The organism is Bradyrhizobium sp. UFLA05-89, from assembly GCF_059803475.1.
In genome coordinates this window covers 1-24,915 of the sequence record NZ_JBANBA010000128.1, presented here as the reverse complement: position 1 = coordinate 24,915, position 24,915 = coordinate 1, and the positions used below count along the sequence as shown (strand labels likewise).

Annotated in this window: 19 protein-coding genes and 1 pseudogene; 7 read left to right on the top strand and 13 right to left on the bottom strand. The window is 58.2% G+C overall.

Annotated features, from left to right (window positions below; all coding sequences use genetic code 11):
* From SO139_RS39645 to SO139_RS39635, 3 genes are all read right to left on the bottom strand, one after another.
* A partial coding sequence (locus SO139_RS39645) for a non-ribosomal peptide synthetase (protein ID WP_498541740.1) occupies positions 1-1,761 on the bottom strand: 1,761 nt, incomplete at its 3' end.
* Between the two features lie 335 nt (positions 1,762-2,096).
* A complete protein-coding gene (locus SO139_RS39640; RefSeq protein ID WP_498541739.1) occupies positions 2,097-3,008 on the bottom strand; it encodes a formyltransferase family protein in 912 nt (303 codons plus the stop codon).
* 107 nt (positions 3,009-3,115) lie between these two features.
* Entirely contained in the window at positions 3,116-3,664 is a 549-nt protein-coding gene (locus tag SO139_RS39635; RefSeq protein WP_498541738.1) for a VOC family protein, read from the bottom strand.
* 823 nt (positions 3,665-4,487) lie between these two features.
* Between SO139_RS39635 and SO139_RS39630 the strand changes: the two genes are divergently transcribed.
* Both SO139_RS39630 and SO139_RS39625 read left to right on the top strand, forming a co-directional pair.
* A complete protein-coding gene (locus SO139_RS39630) occupies positions 4,488-4,793 on the top strand; it encodes an MATE family efflux transporter (RefSeq protein ID WP_498541737.1) in 306 nt (101 codons plus the stop codon).
* Between the two features lie 151 nt (positions 4,794-4,944).
* Entirely contained in the window at positions 4,945-5,754 is an 810-nt protein-coding gene (locus SO139_RS39625; RefSeq protein WP_498541736.1) for a helix-turn-helix domain-containing protein, read from the top strand.
* A gap of 225 nt (positions 5,755-5,979) precedes the next feature.
* Here SO139_RS39625 and SO139_RS39620 read toward each other — a convergent pair whose 3' ends face one another.
* Genes SO139_RS39620 through SO139_RS39605 form a run of 4 tightly spaced genes read right to left on the bottom strand, consistent with a single transcriptional unit; the run spans position 5,980 to position 9,534 of the window.
* On the bottom strand, positions 5,980-7,062 hold the full coding sequence (locus tag SO139_RS39620; RefSeq protein WP_498541735.1) for an amino acid ABC transporter permease: 1,083 nt from the start codon (positions 7,060-7,062) through the stop codon (positions 5,980-5,982).
* Complete coding sequence (locus SO139_RS39615; protein ID WP_498541734.1) at positions 7,059-8,252, bottom strand: amino acid ABC transporter permease; 1,194 nt, start codon at positions 8,250-8,252, stop codon at positions 7,059-7,061. The genes SO139_RS39620 and SO139_RS39615 overlap by 4 nt, the downstream gene beginning before the upstream one ends.
* Before the next feature lie 12 nt (positions 8,253-8,264).
* Positions 8,265-9,287, bottom strand: a complete 1,023-nt coding sequence (locus SO139_RS39610) for an amino acid ABC transporter substrate-binding protein (protein WP_498541733.1) — start codon at positions 9,285-9,287, stop codon at positions 8,265-8,267.
* A gap of 55 nt (positions 9,288-9,342) precedes the next feature.
* On the bottom strand, positions 9,343-9,534 hold the full coding sequence (locus SO139_RS39605; protein ID WP_498541732.1) for a hypothetical protein: 192 nt from the start codon (positions 9,532-9,534) through the stop codon (positions 9,343-9,345).
* Positions 9,535-10,279: 745 nt separating this feature from the next.
* Here SO139_RS39605 and SO139_RS39600 point away from each other — a divergent pair.
* Positions 10,280-10,501 carry a hypothetical protein gene (locus SO139_RS39600; RefSeq protein WP_498541731.1) on the top strand — a complete coding sequence of 74 codons (222 nt, stop codon included), beginning with the start codon at positions 10,280-10,282 and terminating at the stop codon, positions 10,499-10,501.
* Between the two features lie 356 nt (positions 10,502-10,857).
* Here SO139_RS39600 and SO139_RS39595 read toward each other — a convergent pair whose 3' ends face one another.
* Positions 10,858-11,454: an integrase catalytic domain-containing protein gene (locus SO139_RS39595; protein ID WP_498541730.1), complete on the bottom strand. Its 597-nt coding sequence runs from the start codon at positions 11,452-11,454 to the stop codon at positions 10,858-10,860.
* Positions 11,455-12,576: 1,122 nt separating this feature from the next.
* A pseudogene (locus tag SO139_RS39590) lies at positions 12,577-13,342 on the bottom strand (ferredoxin--NADP reductase).
* Between the two features lie 883 nt (positions 13,343-14,225).
* On the opposite strand from SO139_RS39590, the gene SO139_RS39585 reads away from it, so the two are divergent.
* Both SO139_RS39585 and SO139_RS39580 read left to right on the top strand, forming a co-directional pair.
* The gene (locus SO139_RS39585) at positions 14,226-16,187 is read left to right on the top strand and encodes a putative bifunctional diguanylate cyclase/phosphodiesterase (RefSeq protein WP_498541729.1); all 1,962 of its coding nucleotides are present in this window, start codon (positions 14,226-14,228) and stop codon (positions 16,185-16,187) included.
* A gap of 717 nt (positions 16,188-16,904) precedes the next feature.
* On the top strand, positions 16,905-17,885 hold the full coding sequence (locus SO139_RS39580; RefSeq protein ID WP_498541728.1) for a DMT family transporter: 981 nt from the start codon (positions 16,905-16,907) through the stop codon (positions 17,883-17,885).
* A gap of 11 nt (positions 17,886-17,896) precedes the next feature.
* On the opposite strand, the gene SO139_RS39575 is transcribed toward SO139_RS39580, so the two are convergent.
* On the bottom strand, positions 17,897-20,545 hold the full coding sequence (locus SO139_RS39575) for a bifunctional diguanylate cyclase/phosphodiesterase (RefSeq protein ID WP_498541727.1): 2,649 nt from the start codon (positions 20,543-20,545) through the stop codon (positions 17,897-17,899).
* Positions 20,546-20,731: 186 nt separating this feature from the next.
* Between SO139_RS39575 and SO139_RS39570 the strand changes: the two genes are divergently transcribed.
* Positions 20,732-21,601, top strand: coding sequence for a hypothetical protein (locus SO139_RS39570; protein WP_498541726.1), 870 nt, complete (start codon positions 20,732-20,734; stop codon positions 21,599-21,601).
* Positions 21,602-22,237: 636 nt separating this feature from the next.
* On the top strand, positions 22,238-22,714 hold the full coding sequence (locus SO139_RS39565) for an Lrp/AsnC family transcriptional regulator (RefSeq protein ID WP_498541741.1): 477 nt from the start codon (positions 22,238-22,240) through the stop codon (positions 22,712-22,714).
* A 567-nt stretch (positions 22,715-23,281) separates the two neighbouring features.
* On the opposite strand, the gene SO139_RS39560 is transcribed toward SO139_RS39565, so the two are convergent.
* The 3 genes from SO139_RS39560 to SO139_RS39550 all read right to left on the bottom strand — a co-directional run bounded on the left by SO139_RS39560 (position 23,282) and on the right by SO139_RS39550 (position 24,738).
* Positions 23,282-23,902: a LabA-like NYN domain-containing protein gene (locus tag SO139_RS39560; RefSeq protein ID WP_498541725.1), complete on the bottom strand. Its 621-nt coding sequence runs from the start codon at positions 23,900-23,902 to the stop codon at positions 23,282-23,284.
* A gap of 12 nt (positions 23,903-23,914) precedes the next feature.
* Positions 23,915-24,046, bottom strand: coding sequence for a hypothetical protein (locus SO139_RS39555; RefSeq protein WP_498541724.1), 132 nt, complete (start codon positions 24,044-24,046; stop codon positions 23,915-23,917).
* 443 nt (positions 24,047-24,489) lie between these two features.
* Entirely contained in the window at positions 24,490-24,738 is a 249-nt protein-coding gene (locus SO139_RS39550) for a hypothetical protein (protein ID WP_498541723.1), read from the bottom strand.
* Positions 24,739-24,915: the final 177 nt, after the last annotated feature.

The window sequence follows — 24,915 nt, the reverse complement described above, 5'->3', positions numbered from 1 at the left end:
CTCGGCGAGCCGCGCCGCGATCTCGCCGGGCTCGATGCGGAAGCCGCGGATCTTCACCTGATCGTCATTGCGGCCCAAAAACTCAAGATTGCCGTCCGGCAGATAGCGCGCCAGGTCGCCAGTGCGGTACAGCCGGTCGCCGTCGACAAAGGGACTGGCGATGAATCGCTCCGCCGTCAGCTCGGGCCGGTTCAGATAGCCGCGCGCCACTCCCGCCCCGCCGATATAGAGCTCGCCCACCGCGCCAAACGGAACCGGCGCACCATGACCGTCAAGCAGATATACCTGCGTGTTCGCGATCGGACGGCCGATAGGTAGTCGGCGGACTGTCTGATCAATGGCGGTGATCTCGTAGACCGTCGCAAAGGCCGACGTCTCGGTTGAACCGTAGCAGTGCAAGAGATGTTGCGGTCGGCTTCGGCTCAAAACCCGTGCTACGGCCGCCACGTCGACCGCGCCACCACCAACTAGTAGAAATCGCAAACTCGCTAGCACCGGGCCTAACTCATCAACGCTCTGGCCGAACAACCCGGCGGTCAAATGCAGGACGGTGATGCGGTGCCGCCGAAGCAGAGTCCGCAGCACATCCGGTTGCAGCACAGCTGTGTGTGGAATCACAACTACGCGCGAACCGTGTAGCAGTGGCGCCCAGACTTCCAGGGTGCTGATACTAAAGGCGGGATTGCCTACCCAGGCCACGCGATCACTCGAGGTGAACTCCGCATAGCCATTGTTGATGACGAGACGGTTGACAGCACGATGAGGAACAACCACCGCCTTCGGAAGGCCGGTCGACCCGGAGGTGTACATCACGTAAGCCGGAGCCTCGGCGGTCAATGCCAGGCCAGGATCGGTACTACGCCCTGTTCCAGCCATAATTGGCTCAATGGCCAAGATAGGAATCGCGACCTCAAGCCGGCCCTCATTCTCGTCACCTACGAGGACTAGACGCACAGCACAGTCGGTCATAATCCAGCTTTGTCGCCCAACTGGAACGCCGCGATCAATCGGTACATAGACCCCGCCCGCCTTCAGAACTGCCAGTTGTGCGACAACAAGAGAAATGCATCGATCAAGCACTATCCCGACGCGATCACCCGGCTTCACCCCAAGCGCGATCAGATGATGCGCGAGCCGGTTCGCCCGAGTATTGAGCTCGCCATAGGTTAAGCGCGCGTCAGCATGGACCACGGCTACCGCACCCGGCGTCTTTCGGACCTGCGCCTCGAACAGCTCATGGATACACCGGTCCGAAGGATAAGGCGCCGCCGTCCGGTTCAGCTTCTCCAAGAGGTAGCTGCGCTCATCGGACGATAGCAGCCCGATGCGCGCCACCGGCTGCTGCGCATCAACCATCACAGCACGCAACAGATTGTGCAAATGCTGCGTCATACAGTCGATCTGCTTGGGAGCAAAGCGACTACTGTCAAAGTGCCATCGGAAGCGCCCATCGAGAGCGCAAATCTCGAGCGTCAGCAACTCACCGGAGCGAGCTATCTCAGAATTGGGGCTCGAAGCTGAATGTTCAGCAGCAGAACAGCTCTCTTCCGTAACTGTAACGCCAATCGGCCAGGGGCGCCGCGATCGCAGCACTTCTGCACTCCGCAACGTGGGGCAGTGCGTGACAAGATCCCAGGCAAAGCTGTCGTTCTCTCTCAGCTGAACGCATTCGGTCGCCACCGCTCTGCGCGCCTGCGCAAAGTCACCACTTAGATCTATAGCAACCACCATTGGCACGGCGGTCGCGAGAAGGACTTCCACGGCCTTCCCGCCGGCTCGCGATCCATGCGGCGCGGCAGACCATCCCAATTGAAGTTCTGATTCCCCCGTAGTGCGGGCGAGATAGATCAACCAGGCCGTTAACAAATGTTCTGTACGATCACTGGGGGGGAGCTCAGCCAACGCACTCGGCATGAGCCAAGCACTCGACTGCCACGGCGCCGGAGTCTTGCCTTCTAACGACGACGAAAACGGAAGCTGAACTATCCTGAACTGCTCTAGTCGCTGTCGCCAGAACTCTTCACGAGATGCCAACAATTCACGGGCAACTGTTGTGCACCGCGCCTCAGCTTCGGTTAAGGGGGGGAGGCGGCGGCCTATATCCATGCCGGAATGCCTCGCGATTGCCCGCGCGTCCACAGGCCGACCATCTGAGCCGCCGAACCAAACACCGACATCCTCCGTACCTGTCGCCACACGCCAATGACCGATTTCAAGGAGAGAGCCCCCGACAAGCCCGAGCGGCTAGACGACACCTCCAAGCACCTGATTGCGACAACGTCATCGCCCACAACAGCCTTGGACAGACATGACCGGCTGGAATGATACGGCCCAAAGTCCAGGGCGGGCGTCGTCGCTGACAGATCTTGCGCGGATCGATCCCCCCGCAGGCAGCTCACCGCATCCGGACGTCGATATCCGGGAAACTCGCGTCGACGTACTAGCGCCTGCGAACAGGCACTGAGCTCCTCTCCACGCGCCAAAACGGTCAGAAGCTCGCGCAATCCCTCAACTTCAGCCTCGCAGCATTTGAGGTTAAGAGTTGCCGCCGTATCGGTGGGCGTAATCAAGACGTGGGGTTGAACAACCCGGTCACTGGTGTCCGCACCACCATCGATGCGATGGGTGCCGGCATATTCGGTGTCTTGAGCCAACAGCGCCCAAGAGGTTGCCGCTGTTCCCGCACACCGCGCCAACGGGCCGTCGTGGCACTTGAAAGCGCCTTGACGAACTCGCCCAAACACATCTGCTGGCAATGCGAACGGATTAAAAACAGAAAATAGCCAGTCCACCACTTGAGCATTCAGCGAGGTCGCTAGCTCTTCAACACTTGCGACACGCCGGATGTTACCGCGACGAGCCCAATTCCGCGGCCAAAACGCGTGCCGGCGTGCAACGGGGAAGATCCATGCGCTATCTTCACACTCCAGCCGAGCCGACCGGCGAATGGGCCCGCAGACGCAAGTGTGAAAGCTGAGAAAGAGGGACACGACAGCACGCTCAAGCATGTGATCGCTGAACTTTGCAGCCGGGTACCTATTAGGCAGCCTTGAAAGAGGGGCTAGGCGATGGAGATGTTGGAGCACGCGCACGACCGGAGGTCCTGCCTCTTCCGTCAATATTTGCCCGACTGTTCAAGCTGGCTAAAAAGCTGCTGAACATTCGATTCGAGGAGGCCACTCTCTCCATCTCGGTGAATGAATTCAAAGCTAAGCCCCGTTTCAATGGAGCGACTCGAGAAGGTCTGCGCCAGTCCAGGACCACGAATCACATTCGTATCAAATGCCAGACCGCGGGACTTTAGGGTCTGCACAGCAGCATCCACGTCGTCGACCTCAAGAGCAATGTGAGCAACTCCAACACCGTTACGTCGCACCAGCTCTGAGACCTGAGAGGTTGGCTCAGTGCCCTGACACAAAACAAACCTGATACCACCGCTCTCGAGGTTAGCATAAAGCATGCCTGTCGCCTCCCCCTTGATGTGAGAACGGCCTTTCAACTCGAAACCCAGCACGTCCTGAAAGAAGAGAATTGACGCCTCAAGATCGAGCACGGCAATGGCTATATGATCTATCCCGCGGAACTTCAAAAACGAACTCGCGGTTTTCCGGATGTCGCCCGAAGTCCCATCCAGTCCGATCTTGCCGTCGATGGTTTGCTGCATAGCACCCTCCTTCAATCACGGAATGGATAATCAGACCAAACCAAAATCGTCCCGCGAGCGGCAGGTACACCCGCGCCCTTTCCGGCCGCGCTACTGGTATTCGCCATGATGCCCTCTTTTCGTTCAGAAGATCAAAACCTCGGCCGAAACAGCCTCATCGCTATGGAGCAACCACCGACGGCGTCACGCCGCCTGTTTGCATTGACAACATTGGCTCCGCACCCGCAGCTGCTACATCTCCCAGCTTCGGCTGCAGTCTGACGCGCTGCCGCCTGACGTGCGCCGGACCGATCTGCCCGCACTTGTCGAACGTGGTACGCAGTCGCTCTTGACTTGCACCAGTCCGTCCAATTGCAGGTGCAGCGCTGTCCTGGTCCAGAACCCGCAGCAACCGGAGATGAGTGTCGTCCTCGTGGCCGGCGCACAACTGACAGGAGTGACGGCATCAGAATGGCACTGATTTTGATTGATCGAGCAAGTTGCATCTGAACTCTTAGACGGATGGTGTCGTAACGGATTAGCCCAGCATCTCAAGCAACCGACGTGCCAATCTTATTTTGCGAGCTTTTCGTGAAAGCCCAATCGCCTTTCGCTGCGCTGCCGGAATACTTCCTTTCTTACTGTCGCGCCTGGGACATCGATGTCTTGAACCAGACGCAGCTCGAAACAACAGACGGACGGCGATAGCGACGATCGCCACTTTTGCCCCGAGAGAGAATATCGTGCGATGGGTATGAGGCTCGACCTTGCCACGCGAGAAACGCCTCTCAGCGGAGCAAAAATCGATTTCGTTTGACGAGGCAGAACGGAGCAGCCTGACTTCGTGGAAAAGAAAGCCGAAACACAACCCATATCATCGTGGCGTGGCCGACTGCCGAAATGGGTAGCTGATCATCACCTCACTGCCGAACTCCGGGAAACCGCGAAACTCGCGGTGCCATTGGTGCTGACACAGCTTGGGCAGGTCGCGATAATGACGACCGATCTTGCCTTGATCGGAAGGCTCGGCACCGAGGCAGTTGCCGCAGTCGCGCTCGTCGGCACGCTCTTGTCCGTCCGCTTCACCTTCGGGTTTGGCGTTCTGTCTGCGGTGGGACCGCTTGCCGCGGAAGCCTTTGGGGCTAACTAGCAACCCGGACCTTGTGAGGCGCTCGCTGCGCATGGGTCTCTGGGCCGCGCTTGTCCTGTGGGTCTCAATGATGGGCTTGTTGGCGCGGGGCGAAAGAATCGTGCTTGCGCTTGGCCAAGCGCCAGCTACGGCATAGCTTGCTCAGCAATATATGTTGGGACTTGCCTGTGGCATCTTGCCCGCACTGTGCTTCTCGGTTATCCGCAGTTTCACGGTCGCGCTCAACAGGCCAGCGCTGGTCCTGTGGATCACGCTCGCGGCCATACCCATCAATGCACTGCTAGCCTATCTCTTGATCTGCGGTAAACTCGGCCTGCCACGTCTAGAACTGTTCGGAGCGGGCCTTGCGACGGCTCTAGTGAACTGTGTGGCGTTCTCGGCTGGTTTGGGAATCATCACAATGTCTCGCCCTTTCCGCGACTACCGCGTGCTCGTATATCTCTGGCGCTTCGATTGGCCACTGGGCCCGGTCACCGGAATGCGGGTCCCCCGCGCCTTGCTCGGCCGCCGCACCGCCAATCGCGCCGGCGCCAATCCGCATTGGGAGTGCTTCCGCTTGTGGCTCGACTTCATCGAGCATGAAAGTAGCTTGTTGCACATGCGTAAGGATTTGCACGATCCGAGCCCTGTTCACCTGAAGGATCTTGCCCAGCGGGCAGGCGTCAGCCCCTCGACGATGGGACGCCGCTTCCTAGCCGAAGGTGGCTTCCGCCAATCGCGCGAGCGCAAACTCGTGACGGCGGCCATTCGCAAGCTCCAGAGCACCGACGATAGCGTCGAATCGATCGCCGAATTCCGACGCGCGCAGCTTGCGTCGCTTTCTGAAGGCGGTAACCGGAGCGACGCCACATCAAATTCGTGTTTCTGGACCCTACCGGCACAGCGAGGACGGTGCGGCTCGCCAGCGATTGCTGGAGATCGGCGCGGTGCTCGGCACGTAATCCTGACCAAGCAGGCTTAGGCCAAAGCGGATCCAGGTCGCTTGTCGCTTCCTGGTAGTCCGCCAGGATACAGTGCCCGCAGGGCCACATCAGTCGACCTGGCGATTCGTCCTGTGACCCGCAATCCCTGCCTACCGCGCGCGAGCGCTCAGACGATCGCGCGCTTCGATCACGTCGATGGCAACCAACCGCGCCTCGCCCTTCGACTGGCGAATCGGCACCACGGTCACGTAGATCCGCAAGCCTCAATGTGGATCGGAGCGACCAAGGCGCCGCTCGAGCCAGAGGCTGTAACGCGAGCCGCTATATCCGATCGCGAAATAGAGCATGGCCACGACCAGAAATGCCTCCTTGTAAAATCCAAGCCAGTTCGGATCGGTCGCTGCCGCCTTGGCTGCGTTGAGGATGTCGACGATGCCGATGACGGCAAGCAAGGACGTCGCGAGCAGGAAGCCGATGGCCTGGTTGACCAGACCCGGGACCACCATACGCACGGCCTGTGGCAGGATGACCAGCCGCATCGCCCGCCAATAACCCAATCCAAGCGAGATTGCGGCCTCCTCCTGACCGATCGGAACGGCCTGCAGACCGCCGCGCATCACCTCGGCGATATAGGCCGTCCAGAACAGCGAAATCATGATCATCGCGCGCGGCATCTTGTCGGTGGAGAGCCCCGCCGGCAGCGCCATGGGCAAAATTAGCGTGGCAAAATACAGGATTGCGACCATCGGTATCGCTCGCATGAACTCGATGTAGCCGATCGCAAGCCACCGCAGCGCACGCATCCTGGATCGCCGCGCCAGCGACAGCAGGATCGCCAACGGCACCGACACGGCAAAGCAGACCGCCCAGACCAGCAGGGTTACAGGCAGCCCGCCCCACTGATTCGATGAAATCGGCGACTGCCCAGGTACGCCGGCCATCAATAGCCCACACAGGACAATGACGACCGGCCAGACGAGCACGAGCCCGCGCCGCCAGAAGCGCGGCATGGCGGTAACGGCCACTAAGGCAGCGAGCAGGAGACACACAAGTGCCGGGCGCCACACGAGTTGGACCGGATAAAACGCGAAGATGATGAAGCGCAGCTTGGCTGCGACGAATGCCCAGCACGCGCCGTCATGCGCCAGGCAGTCCACCGAAGTTCCGTGCCAGGTCGCGTCAAGCACCAGCCAGCGGAGCAGTGGCGGCAGAAGCCACAAGACGAGCAGGCCTACGATCACCGTGATGGCTGAATTCAGCCAGGTCCCGAACAGACCCGTCCGCAGTCGTAGCCAGAGCCGCTCCTGACGTCTTGGACGCAGCCTTCCAGCCTCGATCGCCGTCACGCCGTCCGCTCCCCGCGCAACGCGACCCTGCGGTTGTAGAGATTCATCAACGCCGAGACGGCGAGGTTCAGGGCGAGATAGAGCACTACGACGATCAGCAGCGCTTCGAACGCCTGCCCAGTCGTATTGGCGGTGGTGTTGACGATGTTCATGAGATCCGGATAGCCGATCGCGACAGCGAGACTGGAGTCCTTGACGAGATCGAGATAGTTCGAGGTCGTCAATGGCGTGATGACGCGCAAGGCTTGTGGCAGGACGACCAGCCGAATGACCTTGCCGCGATGAAGTCCCAGGGCACTTGCAGCGTCCCATTGTTCCCGGCTGACCGATAGGATGCCGGCGCGGACGATCTCCGCAATGATCGAAGAAAATTTCACGGTTAGTCCGACCAGGAGCGCGGCAAATTCGGGCGTCAGGCTGAAGCCGCCTCGAATGTTGAAACCGCTGATCGCCGGCACTTCGATACCAATTTTTGTGCCGCCTACTGCGAGCACCGCACCGATCGAAAGAATGCTCAAGGCGGAGGCCGGCAGCGGAGCCTGCAGACCTGCCCGCTTCTGGCTCCAGCCGCGCCGAAAGAGCCAAATCCAGCCCCCGAACACAGCGGGCGCAACCAGCATCGCTCCGACCGAGAGATCGCTTATGACGATGCCCGGCACGTACACACCGCGGTTTGTCAGGAAGACGGCATCAAGCAAGGTGATGGCGCGACGCGGCGGCGGCAGGGCGTGGGCGAGAGCGATCCAGAAGAACAGCTGCAACAACAGCGGGGTGTTGCGTACAATCTCGACATACCAGCGCACAAGACCAGATAGCATCAGGTTGCCCGAAAGCCGCATCATACCGAGCGAGACACCAAGGATCGTCGCCAGACAGCAGCCCAGCAACGAGATCTTGGCCGTATTCAAGAGACCGACCACGATGGCCCGCGCATAGCTATCGCCGGCACGGAAGGCAATCATGCCCTCCCCGATCTCAAAATTGGCCGCGCGTTCCAGGAAGTCGAAGCCCGGTGTCACCCCGATCCGCGCCATGGTGGTCGCGATGTTAGCTCCGAGCAGGATGACGACAGCGAGGACGCCCGCCACGATCACGAGCTGCAACCCCGGCCTTGGACCCAACCAGCCCGAGACCTGGCGCTGCATGCCCGGTTTCTTCGCCGCGCGCGATGTTTCGGGCGCAGCGCTCATGAGTGACGCATGTCAGCGGAACGGCGGAGAATATAATAGGCCGCCGCTGGTCCACAGCCTGTTATAGCCGCGCTCCCAGCCGAGCGGCTTGAGATGGCGATCGAAGATCTCGCCATAATTGCCGACCGTCTTGATGATGTTGTAGGCCCATTTCGGATCGAGCCCGATTGCCTGCGCCAGTGAGGGATCGACACCCAGAAAACGTTGGATGGCTGGATCGTCCGACTTCAGGAAGCTGTCGATGTTCTGGGAGGTGATGCCCCATTCCTCGGCCTGAATGGTCGCATTCACGGTCCAATTGACGATCTCAAGCCAGCGGTCGTCCCCACTGGCCACCGCCGGCGCCAGTGGCTCCTTCGATAGTCGCTCCGGTAGCAGGACGTAGTCATTCGGCTTCTCCAGCTGGGTGAGCTTTGCGCCCAGATCTGACGAGTCCTGCGTGATCGCGTCCACGCGGCCGGACTGAAGGGCAGAAACGAATTCGCTGGTGTCCTCGATCGTGACCGGAGTGAACTTATGCTGACTCTTTCGGAAGAAATCTGCGATGTTGAGCTCGCCTGTTGTACCGCTCTGAATGCCGATCGTGGCGCCGTCGAGCTGAGATGCCGACGTCACGCCGACGTCTTTGCGGACCAGAATCCCCTGCCCGTCATAGAAGATGGTCGGCCCAAAATGGAACCCGAGCTTGAACGCGCGTGTAATCGTAACAGTCACGCCGGACAGCAGGACATCGAATTCGCCAGATTGGAGCGCCGGCAGACGCTGTTGCGGCGACGAGCTCGTGAACTCCACCTTGTCTGCGTCACCAAAGACCGCGATCGCCAAGGCGCGTCCATAGTCGATGAAGAAGCCCTGCCACCGGCCACTACTGTCTGGCGCGAAAAACCCGGGCGTGGTGCCGACCCCGACCTTGATAAGACCACGCGACTTGATGCTGTCGAGTGTTGGACCGGCAGAGGCAGCCGTTGAGATGAAAACAACCGCGCCGACCAACGACGCAGCAATCCATCTACACCAGCGGCTACGGGTAATCATCCGACTCTCCTCAATGATATTGCAACGATGCTTGATGGGTCCAATTCAAGGCTGCTTAGTGCCGGACCTGCCGCCGCTGCTCGATAAGCGCCCTCACCGCACGCTCCGCGGCACGGGCGGAGCCAAAATGACCGCCGTCAAGGCTGTCAAAGGCACGTTCGGATGAGAAGAAGCGAACGCCGCGCTCCTCGCTGACAACGATGCCCGCGGTTCGATTCGATACTTCGATGACATAGGCTTGGGACATAAGTGCTCAATCGCCGAACTCCGGCGCTCCTTGTCTGGTTGTCGATCGCTTTGGATTTGTCGATACGAATCAACAACAGACGCCGGTCGCCGCCGAGACGCAGCGATGAGACATGCGATTTTGCATGTTGCTCGTCACGCTTCGATCGTTCGTTCTCATTAGGGTGGCCCCGAGCGGCACATCATGCTGCTCGTGAATATCCGGTGGAAGGGCGCGATAGTCAATAAAATTGGTATCCAAAGTTGGGGCGGCAGCAGCAACAGGGCTTTCGCATTGGGAGCGGAAGCGAGCAAAGTTCTAACGGCGTCGGTCACATGCGGCCATAAGGCAATAGCTCGTCGAGCAATACAGACGCAAGATTCGGCACCGATCAAATCTACGTTGTGGGACGCAAAACACGTCGGGGTCCGAAGTCCTCTTAGCAATCGACGGACCGGCCGGCGCGTTCCAGCAAGGCGTTCGGCCTCGGCCCTGATCGGCTCATCTCCCGCGACGTGGACGAGGCTCAGATCCTCCGAGACTGTCCCACGGATTCAAATGCAAATCTTGCAGTAGTGGAATCCGGGTTCGAGCGAGATCGTGCGCGTTGCCGTCGAGGGTCTAATCGCGATCGCCCCGTAAGATTACCCTGCGTATTGCCTCACCTGAGGATGTTACTTTCGCTTGACGGATGTAGCCCCCAATGTCGGCCGGTCCGAGGTTGCGTCATTGCTCGCAGGATCGGAGGGACTGGGCAAGTCGCGGAGTGCCCATCACACGCAGCGGCGGCCCCGGTCCCGGGATCACCGGCCAGTGCCGTACCCTCAGCCGTGCGCGGGATGATCGTCTCGGCTGCCTTGCGTCTGAGCGATCGCAACAATCGCTGCACGATGGTGTGCTGCGCCGGACCGAGAATTGCCAGCGCGGTCAGACGGGGCTCGGCCGCCAGTCAGCGCTCGATGTCGGCGAGGTGCGGATCGAGCATTGATGGCATTCTCATGCGCTTTTTGTATGGCTTGTGCAGACGCCGATGGATGATGCGCAACTCCCCCAAATGCACATCATTGCCGAGCCTCTTCGCGAACGCTGCTGCGTTCGTTGTCGGTACCGGTGGGCTGGCTGCTGCCGCGAGCTTGCCCGCTCGGGCGCTGACGCGCGTGCCAAGCTCGCCTGGGCGTCTCTCATCTCGGCCAGCAGGGCCACAGGATCGAGCGTGCGATAAAGCTCTCGAGGACGCCCCTTTGACGACCTTGCTCAACCTCGGATGCGCCAGTGCGCGTTCATAGGGCGTGGCTGGAACATGATAGCGCTTGATCACTTTGGCGCCCTCGCGTCGCTTGTCCTTCAGCTTGAAGGACGGCTGGAAGAAGTTGGTGTGCAGCCGCGATGCAGCTCACAAGCGTTCCAGCACGCGTGTCGTCTCGACGCCGTCGAAGCGACCGTATCCCACAAGTCGCCGGACGACCGCGCCATTCTCTGCTCGACGAAAGCCTGATCATTCTTCTTGTAGGCGCGCGAGCGTGTTACCACGATCTTTTGCGCGCGACACCAGGGCACGACGACATCGTTCATAAACGCCCTGTCGTTGTCGAAGTCGGCGCCGCGAATGAGCCAAGGAAACAGGTTCTGTGCGCGCTCCATGGCTCGCACGACGAGGCCGCTCTCGCGCGTCACCAGCGGCATGCATTCGGTCCAACCCGTCGCGACGTCGACCATTGTCAACGTCTGAATGAACGAGCCAGTTACAGATGTGCCGCCATGAGCCACCATGTCGACCTCGCAGAACCCCGGCGGCGGATCGTGCCAGTCGTTGAACGTCCGGATCGGAACTTCACGCCGTACCGCCGAATAAAAGCCGACCCGCCGGCGCTTACCGCCGGCCGCCGCAATTTTGGTCTCGACCAGCAGGCGATCAATCGTGGCTGCGCTGACGCCGAGCACCAGGGCTCGATCGGCCTGGTCGAGCTTAAGCCGGCCATGCCGCTCCAACGAAGGCAGCAACGTCGGAATCATTACGCGGAGCCGCTTGCCGCAGATCCGATCCGAGGCCTCCCATTAGCGCCACCAGCGCATCCTTGATCGTAGCGCCATAGGTCGGCCTTCGCGGCCGGCGGACCTCCGGCGAAATTGCAACATGGATGGTAAGCGCCCGAACCGCGTGCTTGCGATGCCAGCCCGTCACTGCGCAAAGCTCGTCGAGAATGCGCCCCTTATCTGCCCGCCCTGCCGATCGATAGCGGTCTACCACTGCTGCCGTGATCTCGCGCCGCGCACCCATGCTGATCCGTCCTGCCATCGACGATACCGATCCGATTCGGTATCGCCGCCCCAATCCTGACGGTCAGTTCTCCGGTAACATTCTTGATGAGGCAATGCGCCCCGCCCCGTCAATTTTGAACGCCGATTGACAAATTCTACCATCTGCCATTCGCCGGTTATTGCATTCTAGCTCCGCTCTACACCGCCTCGTCGTTTCAAACGCTCGAGCATTGGAAGATCCGTGTCCTTCAGTTCGCGTCGGCTTGAGCCCGCCGATATCTTGGCTTGAGCAATTCGCTAAAGCCGCGGCCATTTCCCTTGCTATGGTGGACGGCGTGCTGCCGCGCGCATCCGGAGGTCGGCGAGTACAATCAGAAGATTAGGGGGGCTCGCGAGCTTTCCACCAAGAGGCGGCTCCATGATCTCGACGGGGCGCGTCCCCCGTCAGCCAGCCGCACGCGCCCTCAACAGAACTTGGAGCGGGTCGGGCTGTGAAGTCAGATCGAATAGCGGAATAGCGTGCGGTGCTCGACCTCCGACTTCTGCTGATCGTGGCCCGCGGGCGACTAGACCGGTTAAGGGAGTACCCGACACGAGGGGCAGTGATAGCGACGGCGGCATGGCACGTGACAGCGGACGCCCCTGCCGGTGCAGCGTGAGTAAAGTGCGCGGCCAGATCGCCAAAGGTGCCAAACTTCCGAGGCTGCAAGCGTGGGTAAAGAACAGGCACCCTTTCAGGGCCACCGGCGGGCGACGGTGATAGTTCAGGCCCCGGTTCGATCTCACACAATCAAGGGCTACGGATCAAACGCCGTTTTCGACCACGAATTGCGCCGGCTTGCCGTGGCTGCCCTTCAACAAAGCCCCTCTCCACCAACAGCTCGCGGGTATCACGCACCAGGGCGGCGCTGCCACAGATCATGACGCGGTCATGCTGCGGCTCAAGTTCCGGCAGCTCGATTTCCGTAAATAGCTTACCTGACTCGATCAGGTCGGTGATCCGGCCGCGGTTGCAGAAAGGATCGCGGGTCACGGTCGGATAATAGATCAGCTGGTGGCGCACGAAGTCGCCGACCAGCTCGTCGCTCGGCAGTTTTTCCGTGATCATCTCACCATAGGCGAGCTCGGCGACGCGGCGGCAGCCATGCAGCAGCACGACATTCTCGAACCGTAGATAGGTTTCAGGATCCTTGATCACGCTCAGAAACGGAGCAATACCAGCGCCGGTGCCGATCAGATAGAGATTGCGCCCATCCTCGAGATTGTCGATGACCAGCGTCCCGGTCGCCTTGCGGCTCACGGTGATCCTGTCACCCTCCTTCAAATGCTGCAGACGCGAGGTTAAGGGATCGTTCGGCTCCTGGATCGAGAAGAATTCCAGACGGTCCTCGTAATGGGCGCTGCCGAGGCCGTAGGCACGCATCAGCGGCTTTTCGTCGACCTTGAGCCCGATCATAGTGAATTCGCCGCTGCGGAAGCGGAACGATGGATTCCGCGTGGTGGTGAAGCTGAAGAGATTGTCGGTCCAGTGATGGACGCTGAGCACGCTTTCCTGGCTGAAATTGCTCATCTCACCGCTCCCCGCGAAGGTTAGAGTGTGATCCGGGCACCTGTTTTCCGAAAAGATCATAGTCAAGGCGAAACTAACGAGCGCGGTCGCTTTAAGTGAACGCAAAGGCGAGCAGGCTCGAGCAGAGCACCACCAGACCGACCGCGGTCAGTGTCAGGAAGCTGTCGGAGACAAGGTCACGATTGCGCATGAAAACACCCACGATTGCTCCGTAGGAGCGAGGGTAGCAGTCCCGCCTTGGCTCGACGAGGAAAGAGCCGGCCATCGCCTCAAGCGCCTTCTGCCGCCAGCGCTCGTACCTTAGGTCTCGGGAATGGAACACCGGTTAGTTAGAGGAATGCGGAGATCGTCCTGTCCACACATCACCTCTATTGGCCTTGGCGACATTAGACCTGCCCCTGCGTTCGTATCGTGCGTTTCTTGCGATGAACCCGCAGCATTGCTTCGTTCTATCGGATATCGCGCGGGAAAGCGGCGAGATATCGGGCGGCCATCGATAGAGAAACTCGTCGGCGCATGCGATCGTAACTTGCGATGCGTCCGCGCATCTCATCTTCATAGAGCACGGTCGATCTCATACCGCCCACCGTCTAATTCAGATCGCGCACAGGCTGCCATCATGGCCGGTTAACTGAATTCGGCGATCGATCAAAAGCATAGATCAGTACGCAACGTACAGAACTGTGCCCCCGCGTTTGCGGTTACAGAGGATACGGGGGCGGCCCAGCTCTTGGCCCCATCTTAGACACCGCTAAATAATACGTTCGGCCACCCCATGCCGCGCCGATCGTGGCGAACTTCAAGAATTTATCTTTTCTCAAATGTTTGCCGCGACCTTCCAGCACTGGCGGCAACGTTAGAGACAGTCCTGCGGGGGTCCCAGATGAGGACATATCTGAGCTCGTATCTCTCGAAGCTATTCGCGGGGGATCTGGCGGCTTTCGGCGGCCCTGCGACCGATGAAGCGGTCGCAGGGCACATTCGCGCGGAGCAGATCTCTCTCGTGCTTGGTTATTCGCTAGGAATAATGCTGGCCAACGCCTGCAATGCGACGGTGCTCGTGATTGCTCTCTGGTACTCGCCCGACCGAAACTATGCCCTGATCTGGGCAGCTGCCGTGGTTTGCGGCGCGTTATCGATAGGCTTGAAGGCGCGTTTATCACGACGGATTATGAAGCCGCAGTTCGTCTCCCGACAGGCCATGCATCGGCTGGTGCGAAATGCGCTCGTTCTTGGGACCGCCTGGGCGGTCGTTCCCGTGGCTTTCTTCGCCGACGCCTCGAATGGCGGCCAACTCGTGATCACATGTCTTTGCTCCGGGATGCTCGCGGGCGGAGCATTCGCCTTCGCTACGATTCCGGTGGCGGCGGTTGCATTCACGGCTCCAATTTTTATGGGTACGGCAATCTGCCTTGGCAGAAATGGCGATTTCGTCTATCTGCTCGTCGCCATCCTTGTTGTGGCCTATGGTTTCGTGCTTTTGCGCGGCGTTTTTGCCAATTCTTTCGAATTCACGAAGCGCACCATTGCTCAATTGGAAGCTGAAAGGAGGGTCCGGCGGGATCCCCTCACCCAGTTGCCGAACCGGTTCGCCTTCAACGAAAGCCTCGAAGCTGCCCTCAACCGGTTGGCTCGCTCGGGCGAGGAATTCGCGGTTTTTCTCCTTGATCTCGATCGCTTTAAGGAAGTGAACGACAAATTCGGCCACCCCGCAGGAGATGAGTTTCTCATTCAGGCCGCGGCGAGACTGCAGCGATGCGCGCGTGAGACCGATATTGTCGCGCGGATCGGCGGGGACGAATTTGCGCTGATCATGACGAACCTGGCCAAAGTAGAAGACGCGTTGGAAATCGCGGAGCGCTTCGTCGGCGCTTTCGCCGAGCCATTCCTGATCGAAAGATGCGAGATCGCGGGCGCGACGAGCGTCGGAATCGTGTTGGCCCCGCGCGACGGCAATACGCCTCATGAGCTCCTGAAAAATGCTGACCTTGCGCTCTATCGCGCAAAAAAAGCGGGGCCCGGAACGGTTCGCTTCTTTGAGGTCAGCGACGACAAATCAGCGCGCGATCGCAGGGCGCTGCAACGGGATCTGGAGGAGGCGATCGGGAGAGACGAGCTTTTTCTCGTCTACCAACCATTCTTTGATATTCGCGAGAATCGAGTAACCGGCTTTGAGGCCTTGCTGCGCTGGCAACACCCTGTCCGGGGCGTCATTTCGCCGGCTGAGTTTATTCCAATTGCCGAGGAAACCGGATTGATCCACCCGATCGGTGAGTGGGTGGTCCGACGCGCCTGCTCGACGCTGTCGAACTGGCCCTCTGATCTCAGGGTCGCCGTGAATTTTTCTGCAGCTCAATTCCATAACACCAGCATCCTGCAAACAATCGTGCAGGCCCTGGCGCAGGCCAGAGTTGCCCCTAGCCGTCTTGAAATCGAAATAACGGAGTCGATGCTAATTTCAAAGTACGGGCCGGCATCATCGCTCCTGAATTCACTCCTGCAACTGGGAGTGACGGTGGCGCTCGACGATTTCGGAACGGGATTTTCATCCCTGACCTATTTGCTAAAATTGCCCTACACCCGCATCAAAATCGATCAGTCCTTTATACGCGACATGCTGACACGGCCAGATAGCGCGGCGGTCGTAAAATCAATAATCAGGCTGGCGCAGGATCTGCACATTGGCGTGGTCGCGGAGGGCGTCGAGACCACCGAGCAGCTCGAGTGTTTGCGCCAAACCAGCTGTGATGAAGTCCAAGGATATCTTATCGGTCGGCCGGTATCAACCGACCGCATCTTCGCCCTGCTCGATCAAAATAAGCAATGGTCGACGCCTGCCGCTTGAAACGTGGCAAACCGACCGACCATCATGCCGCGCGACGCCGCGCGCGCGACGTCGGCCTGCGGGATGGCTCGCGTTGCCTCGACATCGAGGACGATCGCGGCCTTCAGGTCAATGAGGGAGTTGTTGGCGTAGGCGAAGGCATGTCGTTTGTGAGCGCCGGTCCATTGCGCCGGAACGGACTTGGGATATGACCTTCGGTACCATTTCGCCGCCGCGCCTCGACATCCGTATCGGCATTGCGAGTCCCGCCATCAGAACAGCAAGCCGACTGCTTCATGTGAGCTTCTAGATCTGGATCGTTGGCGTCGATTATCCACCACGTTCCGTCCAAGCATAAGCGTGAAGCGACGGGACTTTTACATACCTCGCTCGAACTTGCGTCGTTGGACTCAACTTTCACGATTCCAGCTCCCACAGAATTCAGATTTCAGTGTCGGCAGCCTATCCCCAAGGGCTCCAGATTTCCTTGGAAGAAATCGAACACTTTTAGACACCTCCTCGGCGATTACCCGGACAGGCAGCCGGCAAAGGAATGTTTGGCTCGGCCGTTCCGCACTCAGACGCCACCATGTATCACGAAAATTAACCATGAATTGTTTCTATTACCCATAACACTTCCTTAAGACTTAAGCTAAGCGAGACGAAATTTTGCTAGTGGCTCGCGAGCAATAGTCACGCGTCAAACGCTGAAGCAATCTTCAAATTTCATGGAAACACATGACGAGCGATCTTACGACCACCGCCGGCCATCCACAGAACCCGTTGGCCATTCCCGGCCTGCGGAAGAATGACGTTGTTCCAGGCATATATTGCATGATCGCCGCGAGCGTGATGTTCGCACTGTCCAGCGCACTATCGAAATGGCAGGTCGCTCTCTATCCCGTCGGCGAGGTTATGTTCTTTCGCTCCGCTGCTGCGTTTGTCCTCTGCGCCGCGCTGATCCTCCCGGCAACGGGCATGTCAGTCTTTAACACTCGGCGGCCCCGCGCCCACATTGCGCGCGGGCTGTCGCAGTCGATCTCGCAGACGTTCACTGTCATCGCCGTTAGTCTGATGCCCCTTGCAGGAGCGATCGCGATCAATTTTTCTGCATCGTTGTGGGCGGCATTGCTGTCTTTTATCTGGCTTAACGAGCGCGCCGGGCTCGCGCGCTGGAGCGCGCTCCTAATGGGATTCATCGGGGTTCTCGTTGTGGTAAATCCCGGCGCAGACACGTTGCAGATTGGCGCATTGTTTGCGCTGGCAAACGCGGTTATGTACGGCAGCGTCACTGTTGCGGTTCGCGGAATGACCGCAACTGAGTCTGCAAAAACGCTATTGATGTGGCAGATGGTTACGGTAACCTTCTTTCACTCTTTCTTACTGCTGTTTGGATTCCGGATGCCGTCGCCGGCTGACGCAATCATGTTGATCCTGAGTGGTCTTACAAACGCCGCGGCACAATATTTTTGGACGCAAGCGCTCCACCTGGCCCCGGCCGCAGCCGTCTCGCCGTTCTATTACCTGACGCTCGTCTGGGCCCTTGCGATCGGATTTTTCGTTTGGGGCGACGTACCGACGCTTTGGCTTCTGATCGGGTCCGGAGTTGTTGTTGCATCGGGCCTGTTCCTGCTCGTTCACGAGGCTCGTCGACCAACCAAAAAGCCGATTTCCGGTGAACAAACTGGAGAATACTGCCTTCAGAAAGTCGCTGGCTAAACGAGCGGGTTTCAAACTCTAGAGGCGACAAATTTGCGCCCGGGCGACCATTTGGCAATCATTTCAGGAACTTTCGCTGTTGGAACAGGCCGACTAAACAAATAGCCTTGCCCTTCGTCGCAATCGAGCGCCGCGAGAAATTCGTACTGTCCGGCGGTTTCGATGCCTTCTGCCAACGTCGTCATTCCCAGAGCACGAGCAATACTAACGACGGCTTGCACAATCACAACGTGCTCGGTGCCTTCAGCAAGGTCAGAAACAAACGACCTATCTATCTTGATTTTGTCGAATGGGAAGCTCCGGAGATAACTGAGAGAGGAATATCCGGTACCGAAGTCGTCCAGAGAAATACGAACGCCGAGTTGCTTCAACTGACGCAGGGTACCTAAGGTAGATTCATTCTTGGTCATGAATACCCCTTCCGTAATTTCAAGCTCAAGGCGATGCGGCTGAAGTCCGGTTTCCGCCAGGGCGCGCCTCACTACCTCGGAGAGATTGGAAGCTGAAAACTGAATCGGAGAAAGATTGACCGCTATATTAAGATTGTTCGGCCACTGCGCTGCGCAGCGGCACGCCTCTGTCAGCACCCATTCGCCAAGCGGTTGAATGAGGCCGGTATCCTCCGCTATCGGGATGAATGTTGCCGGCGGTACCATGCCATTGACCGGATGGCGCCATCGCACGAGGGCTTCGAACCCGGTTATGACGTTGGTCCGCAAATTGAGGATGGGCTGGTAATATAATTCCATCTCATTTTGCTCGATAGCCTCGCGCAGATCGATCTCAAGCTGCCGTCGTTCCCTAAGCTCCCTGTTCATTGCAGCATGATAGAATCTATAGCTACCCCGACCTTGCGCTTTGACCGCGTATAGCGCCAGATCGGCGGCAATCAAAAGGTCGTCGCAATTTACTCCATCGCATGGTCCAATGGCGATACCGATACTGATTCCGGAACGGATGCGGTGCCCGCCAATCTCAAAGGGTTTCTGAGCCGCCTCGATCATACTTTTCGCCAGGGACTCAAGCGTTGGTCGAGACTCAACCGTTGGCACAACAACTGCGAATTCATCGCCGCCGAGGCGTGCCAGCACCTCGTTTGCACCGAGCGCACTCTTTAAGCGCCGGGCCATCTCCTGCAAGAGCAAGTCGCCGGTCTGATGGCCAAGCGTATCGTTGATACTTTTAAAACGATCAAGATCAAGAAATAGGACAGCGAATTCCGCCGCTGGCTGCCCGTTGTCTACTGCTGCCGGTGGTTGCCGGCGGCTCATCTGGTCGAGCATGGAGCGGAACATCCGCCGGTTTGGGAGACCGGTGAGTGAATCCTCGGAACTAAGGCGGACTGCATCTGCTTCAGCGCGCGATCTTTTCGTGACGTCGGTGAAGGTTTGGACGAATCCACCATCGGGGAGACTTTCCCTGCGAATCTCGATGATTGATCCATCCGGCATCGTTCGTTCGCTAACACCGAGTTCTCCTGCGACAACATCTGCCAAGATCCGAACTGAAGCCTCGGTCAATTTGCCTGTTGGTGTCTCGTATTCGGCGAGTTGATTGACTCTTGGTGGGTTCTGTATGAGCTCTACGGGCAAATCGAGCAATTCGCCGCATCGACGATTGATAATCGGAATGTGGTGGTCATATGTAACCAGCATAATTCCCTGGTTCATATACTCGAGCGTAAGGTCAAGCTGATTCGCTTTTTGTCTTGCCTTCGCGTCTATCCGTAGAAGCTGCTCAAGAGCAATGAGAACTAGCAAAGTAAGTACGGTGCCCACCAACAAATTCAACTTGAGCGCGTTCCAAGAACTTTCCAAGATCTGGCTTTTGCTCAAGCTAACGCTGACCCACAACGGATAGCCCTTGACGTTGCGGACAGTAATCAAACGCGTCTCGTTGTTGGCAGGATCGATGCTTTCAAATGTAGTTTCGACCCCGGCTCGCATTTGGTCGAGCAGTTCTGTTCCGCTAAGATCGTCTCCAAGTGCGTAACCAACCGCGCTCCCGCCACTCGAACGAACCACGCCATCACTTCCGATCAGGGCGATCGCCGCTGCCGATCCAAAATTGATATTGTTGTAGAATTTCGTCAAATGGTCCGGATTGAGCGAGGCCACGACGACGCCGCCGAACGTCTGGTCACTGTTCAAGAAGCGCCGTGTGAATTGCACGGACCATTTTCCGCTGGCACGGCCAACCACCGGCTTGCTGATAAAAAGCTGATCCGCGATGTTGTTCAGATGAAACTTGAAGTGCTCCCGATCGCTGAGATCCAGCGCAGGCGCGGGTTGAGGACCGCTGTTCGACGCGCGCATAATCCCCTTGTCGTCAATAATGGCGACTTGGACGATGATGTCGCTCAGCACGTCGGTCGTATTGGCAATAGCGCTAAAACTGACCGAATTTTTCCGGGTCTCAATGCTCCGTCGCAGGTATAAGAGTGCCTTATCAATTTCTCCGATTGATCGAAGAACATTCTCTTCGAATACCAGCGCAAAGTTATGAGCGTCCCGATGCGCCTCTCGTTCGTCCCCCCGAACATCGCCAAAGTATTTTACAGCAACTCCCGCCCACATCATGGTGATGATCACCATGCCGAAAATTGCCGAGCTTCGACGCTCAGTAATCAGCTTTGGCAGCTCTAGGATTTGTAAATTCATGCCGAGAACGGCCCCCTATCGGCAGGGCTTACCCGTCGGATATTTCGGCCGTCTTAACTTCATTGATCGGCCACCCGTGCGTGGAAGGTTAACCTTAATAGATAGGCTACTACTCTTGCGAGTTGACGTTGAGAAAAATAACCGATTATTAACCCGCGACAAAAAGATCTTTCTTTCGGAGTTCATATGTCGGGCTGGGATACGGTTGCTTCGAAAGAAGGCGCATCAACCAACACTGAAAGAACGGCTTGTCCGCAGCGCTTTGGCAACAAAGCTGTTGACGGAGGATTTGAAGGATCAATCGAAATTGCGATGCCTGTCACTCCTCGAGCCAAGGACATCGCGCCAGATAAGGTTCTGCAAGCCTTTAATACCTGGGCCTTTAAGCGTGAGCAGCCTGATAACTCTGTTGCAATGTTGCGAAGCATTTCCAAATCAATTGCGGCCAGAAATCCCGTTCCGTTTGTGCTCTATTGGGGCAAAGGTCCGCGGTCCAGCATCGACAAGCCCGATTTCGAATGTCTGAACTATTTGGCCGCCCTCACCCGCCGAATCAGTAAAACATACGCGCCCGGGGCGGCCCTAAAGTTGATTTTCACCGATACCCATGCGGAATTGAACGGACATTCATCACAGAACATACGCCAATATTTTGATGAGGTTGCGGATGGCGCCCGCGAACGCGGTTTCGAGAGCTGTTGGTTGGGCGACCTCACGAAGGCCGCGGAAACGGATAACACAAGTCCTTTGATTGATGAGATCGTACCGGAGCCGACGTTCCAGCGGCTGCTTGCCAGCGCGATGAAATGGTATCGTGGAAATGGAAGTTGTGAAGAGGGCGCATTAGAATATTACCGGATGAATATGATCGAAAAACGCGCGGTCGAGCGTGCGTTTCCTGACTCAATTTTCATCACCTTCAATGGAAGCGAATTTCGAGCGCTTTTCCCCACAAACCTTCCAATCTTCTACATGTATTCGCTTCGCAAAGGGATCAGCATCAAACCCTGGTTTCTTTTCCCGGATAGGGCGGCCTGCGAACAGCGAGCAAGTTAGGCTCGCGTATTGGAATCCTAGTCGAGCAGAATAATGAATGGGCTGTCCAGCGCACCCGTTACATGACGCTGGAAACCATCGCGCCATTGGCGATGATCCAACCGTCAGCCTTCCGGCGATCGCCAGCTGAACTGCCCGGCGCCGGTGCGCTGCAACGCCGGCACCCAGGTCAGATGCGCAGCAAAAATCGCCGTCGAAACGAAGCTGCGCGTTGGACGCTGGCTGGGAAGAACGGCTCTCACCGGCATAGGCGCAGCGATCCTCACCGGACGCCAGGGCGCTCGCGGCGCAGCGTTTCTACTACCGCTTCGGGCAAGACAAGGCGGACGAGATGGTCGCCACCCTCATCGTGTTTTGCGGCTACTCCTCGATCGTACCCCAGCAGCAGTATGGCGATAATCGCCCAAATCCGGTCGCTGCCATGGCTGCCAGCTAGGAGTGTTTTTCTTTGTGATGGTTTTGGCCGAATAGCGCGGTCGGAGCATCCAAGAGGGCTTTCTTGATGTCCTCCGTACGGACTCGCCGCTGCTCTAAATGGTGGCAAAAGGTATTTCGTTGCATTTTGGACATTCGGAGGATTTTCTGCATAGTACGGGCATTTGGCGGCGAAATTCACCTCAGCCGGCGGCGCCGATTATGCGATACGATCGAATAGACGCCCGCATCCTTGAGATCGTGCAAAAGAACAACCGTCTAACTTCCGAGGTGCTCGGCGAAATGGCCGGGCTTTCTGCTACCGCTTGTCAACGACGACTGAAGAGGCTCCGCTCGGAGGGCATCATCGAGGCCGACGTCTCAATCGTCTCGCCGAAGGCCGTCGGAAGACCTATTCAAATGCTTGTGCTGGTCACCCTGGAGCGGGAGCGTTCAGATATAATCGATAGGTTTAAGAAGGCCATCAAATCGTCAGCTGAAGTCGTCAATGGATTTTACGTGACTGGCGACGCTGACTTTGTCCTATACCTCACCGCGAATAGCATGGAAGACTATGAGCAGTTCACTCGGCTCTTCTTCTATGCGAACCCGGACATTAAGGGCTTCAAGACGATGGTCATAGTGGACCGCGTAAAAGTGGGCTTTGCCATTCCAATTGAGGCGCCGTCCGAGGATTGACGCAACTGCTGGGCCCTCGAACCTTCAAGAGTGCCGACTAGCAATAAAAAGGCCTGGCCCATGGAGACAAGGGCGGGGCCGCTCCCCTGCCTCGCGAGGGGGGCGAGCGTCGCGGCCGAGATCAGTGGCGCCCCTCGCACACACACTGGCAAATTTGCGGCGGCAAATTCGTTGCCTTTGCTCGTTGCTCCGACGGAGGCGGCGTGTAACAAACGAACAGTCTCACTGCCCCCTGGCTTTGTCGTCTCGGCTTCAGTCTGGATCACCTCCACCTCGCAGCCACTCGATGTGAGCAGGACCCCTTAAGGGTTGCTATTCCGCGGCTGTCCTTTTCGATCACGCGAAGCGCTCGCCGCCGCGGACGATTTGCCCTCTTTGGCGCCGGCCAGGCCTCACCCAAAGCAAACAACGGTCTATTCCTGCGCTGCGGGCCAAGGCGCACCAGCTCGGCATCGGGCTCTGCCACCAGCGCTGAGCCGCGGCGACGGGAACTGACTGAAGATCAGCGCGAAGCGCTCGCTACCCACGCACTGGGGGCGACTACGTACGATGTAGTTTGAATCGCGATTAATCGCTCGAAACCGTTTCCCTGAAATCATTGTCGCGTAGCGGGACTTGCCGCGCATTGAGACGCGTCTCGCGATCGCGCGGCGTCGACCGTTCCAACGGATCGCGGCCGACCTTGGACCGCAGCTCCGCCAAATCGGTGAAGACGTCAGCCTGACGTCGCAACTCGTCGGCGATCATCGGCTGTTGACTTGAAAGGGTCGAGACCACGGTCACCCGCACGCCGCGGCGCTGCACTGCTTCCACCAGCGAGCGGAAGTCGCCGTCGCCGGAGAACAGCACCATCTGGTCGATGTGCTCGGCAAGCTCCATGGCATCGACCGCGAGTTCGATATCCATGTTGCCCTTGACCTTGCGGCGGCCCGAGGCGTCGATGAACTCTTTCGTTGCCTTGGTGACCACTGTGTAGCCATTGTAGTCTAGCCAGTCGATCAGTGGGCGGATCGTGGAATACTCCTGATCTTCAATGATGGCGGTGTAGTAAAAGGCGCGCACCAGATTGCCGCGGCTCTGAAACTCCTTGAGCAGGCGCTTGTAGTCGATGTCGAAGCTGAGTGTCTTGGCGGTTGCATGGAGATTGGCGCCGTCGATGAAGAGCGCGACCTTGTTCGGGGGGGACATTGAGCACGGGCCTCAAAATTGGATCTGCGGGGCAATGGACTGATTATGACGCAGCGGCCACCGCTGCCGCCCCAACCCGATTTGCCCGCCACGATAGCGCTCGATCAGAGCCTCCAGCAACTCGCGGCGATCGGTTTCGGTCATCCCGCAGTCTGCCATGCAACGATCGTCAGAGACGCAAGAATAAGCAACAGAACAACGTAAAGCAGAAGTTGAGAGATCAAGTCACCATCACGTTCGAACATTATATCTCCCATCCGCGTTGCCCCTGTTCGGGCTGGGCCGGCACGGCGACTTTGCCAGCGCTTTGGGCGCCGTTGCTCCGACTACTGTGCGAAGCGAACGAACAGTCTCCGTTCTCACCCGGGCGCGTCGTCTCGGCTTCACATTTGCGTCGTCTTCGCTTCACATTGGAGCGTTTCGTTCAACCGATTAATGCAACGAGTCGCAGATTCACGCCCAAATCCTGCATTTGGCCAGCTTCTCCAGTGTGTTTCAGCACCTCCGCTCGAAGGCGATGGCGACGGTCCGGGCCAATCTAGATCCAATGCGGGTGTTGTCCTCTACTGGTTAGCGCGAAGCGCTCGCTACGATTCGAAGGCGTCCACCTCCTCATCCGGAAACTTCTCGGCCTCCAGGTCCAACCTGTACCGCGTCTCTTCCAGCTCCCCGGTGACGAGGACGTAGTCTTCGAACGTGCTCGACGAGCTGATGTGCTTCTCGATGAGCTGCCGCAGCTCGCGCCTGAATTTGCTGACGGTCCTTCGTCTCCTCCGCCCCCCAAGCGCCGGATCTGGTTCTCTTATTGGCGCGAGGCGCTTCGCTGGCCACACCATATTTTGGCTCGACCACCAGCTGTGAGCCAATGCGGTCCGCAACGCGCACTACGGCTGGCGAAATGCTCCGCCAGCTCTATGACTTTCAAACAAGGAGCCATAGTCTTACTGAGTCAGAAATCCACGGACCAAGCTGGGTGAGAATCGCATATTGAAGGAGATTCAACGCGAGATCGA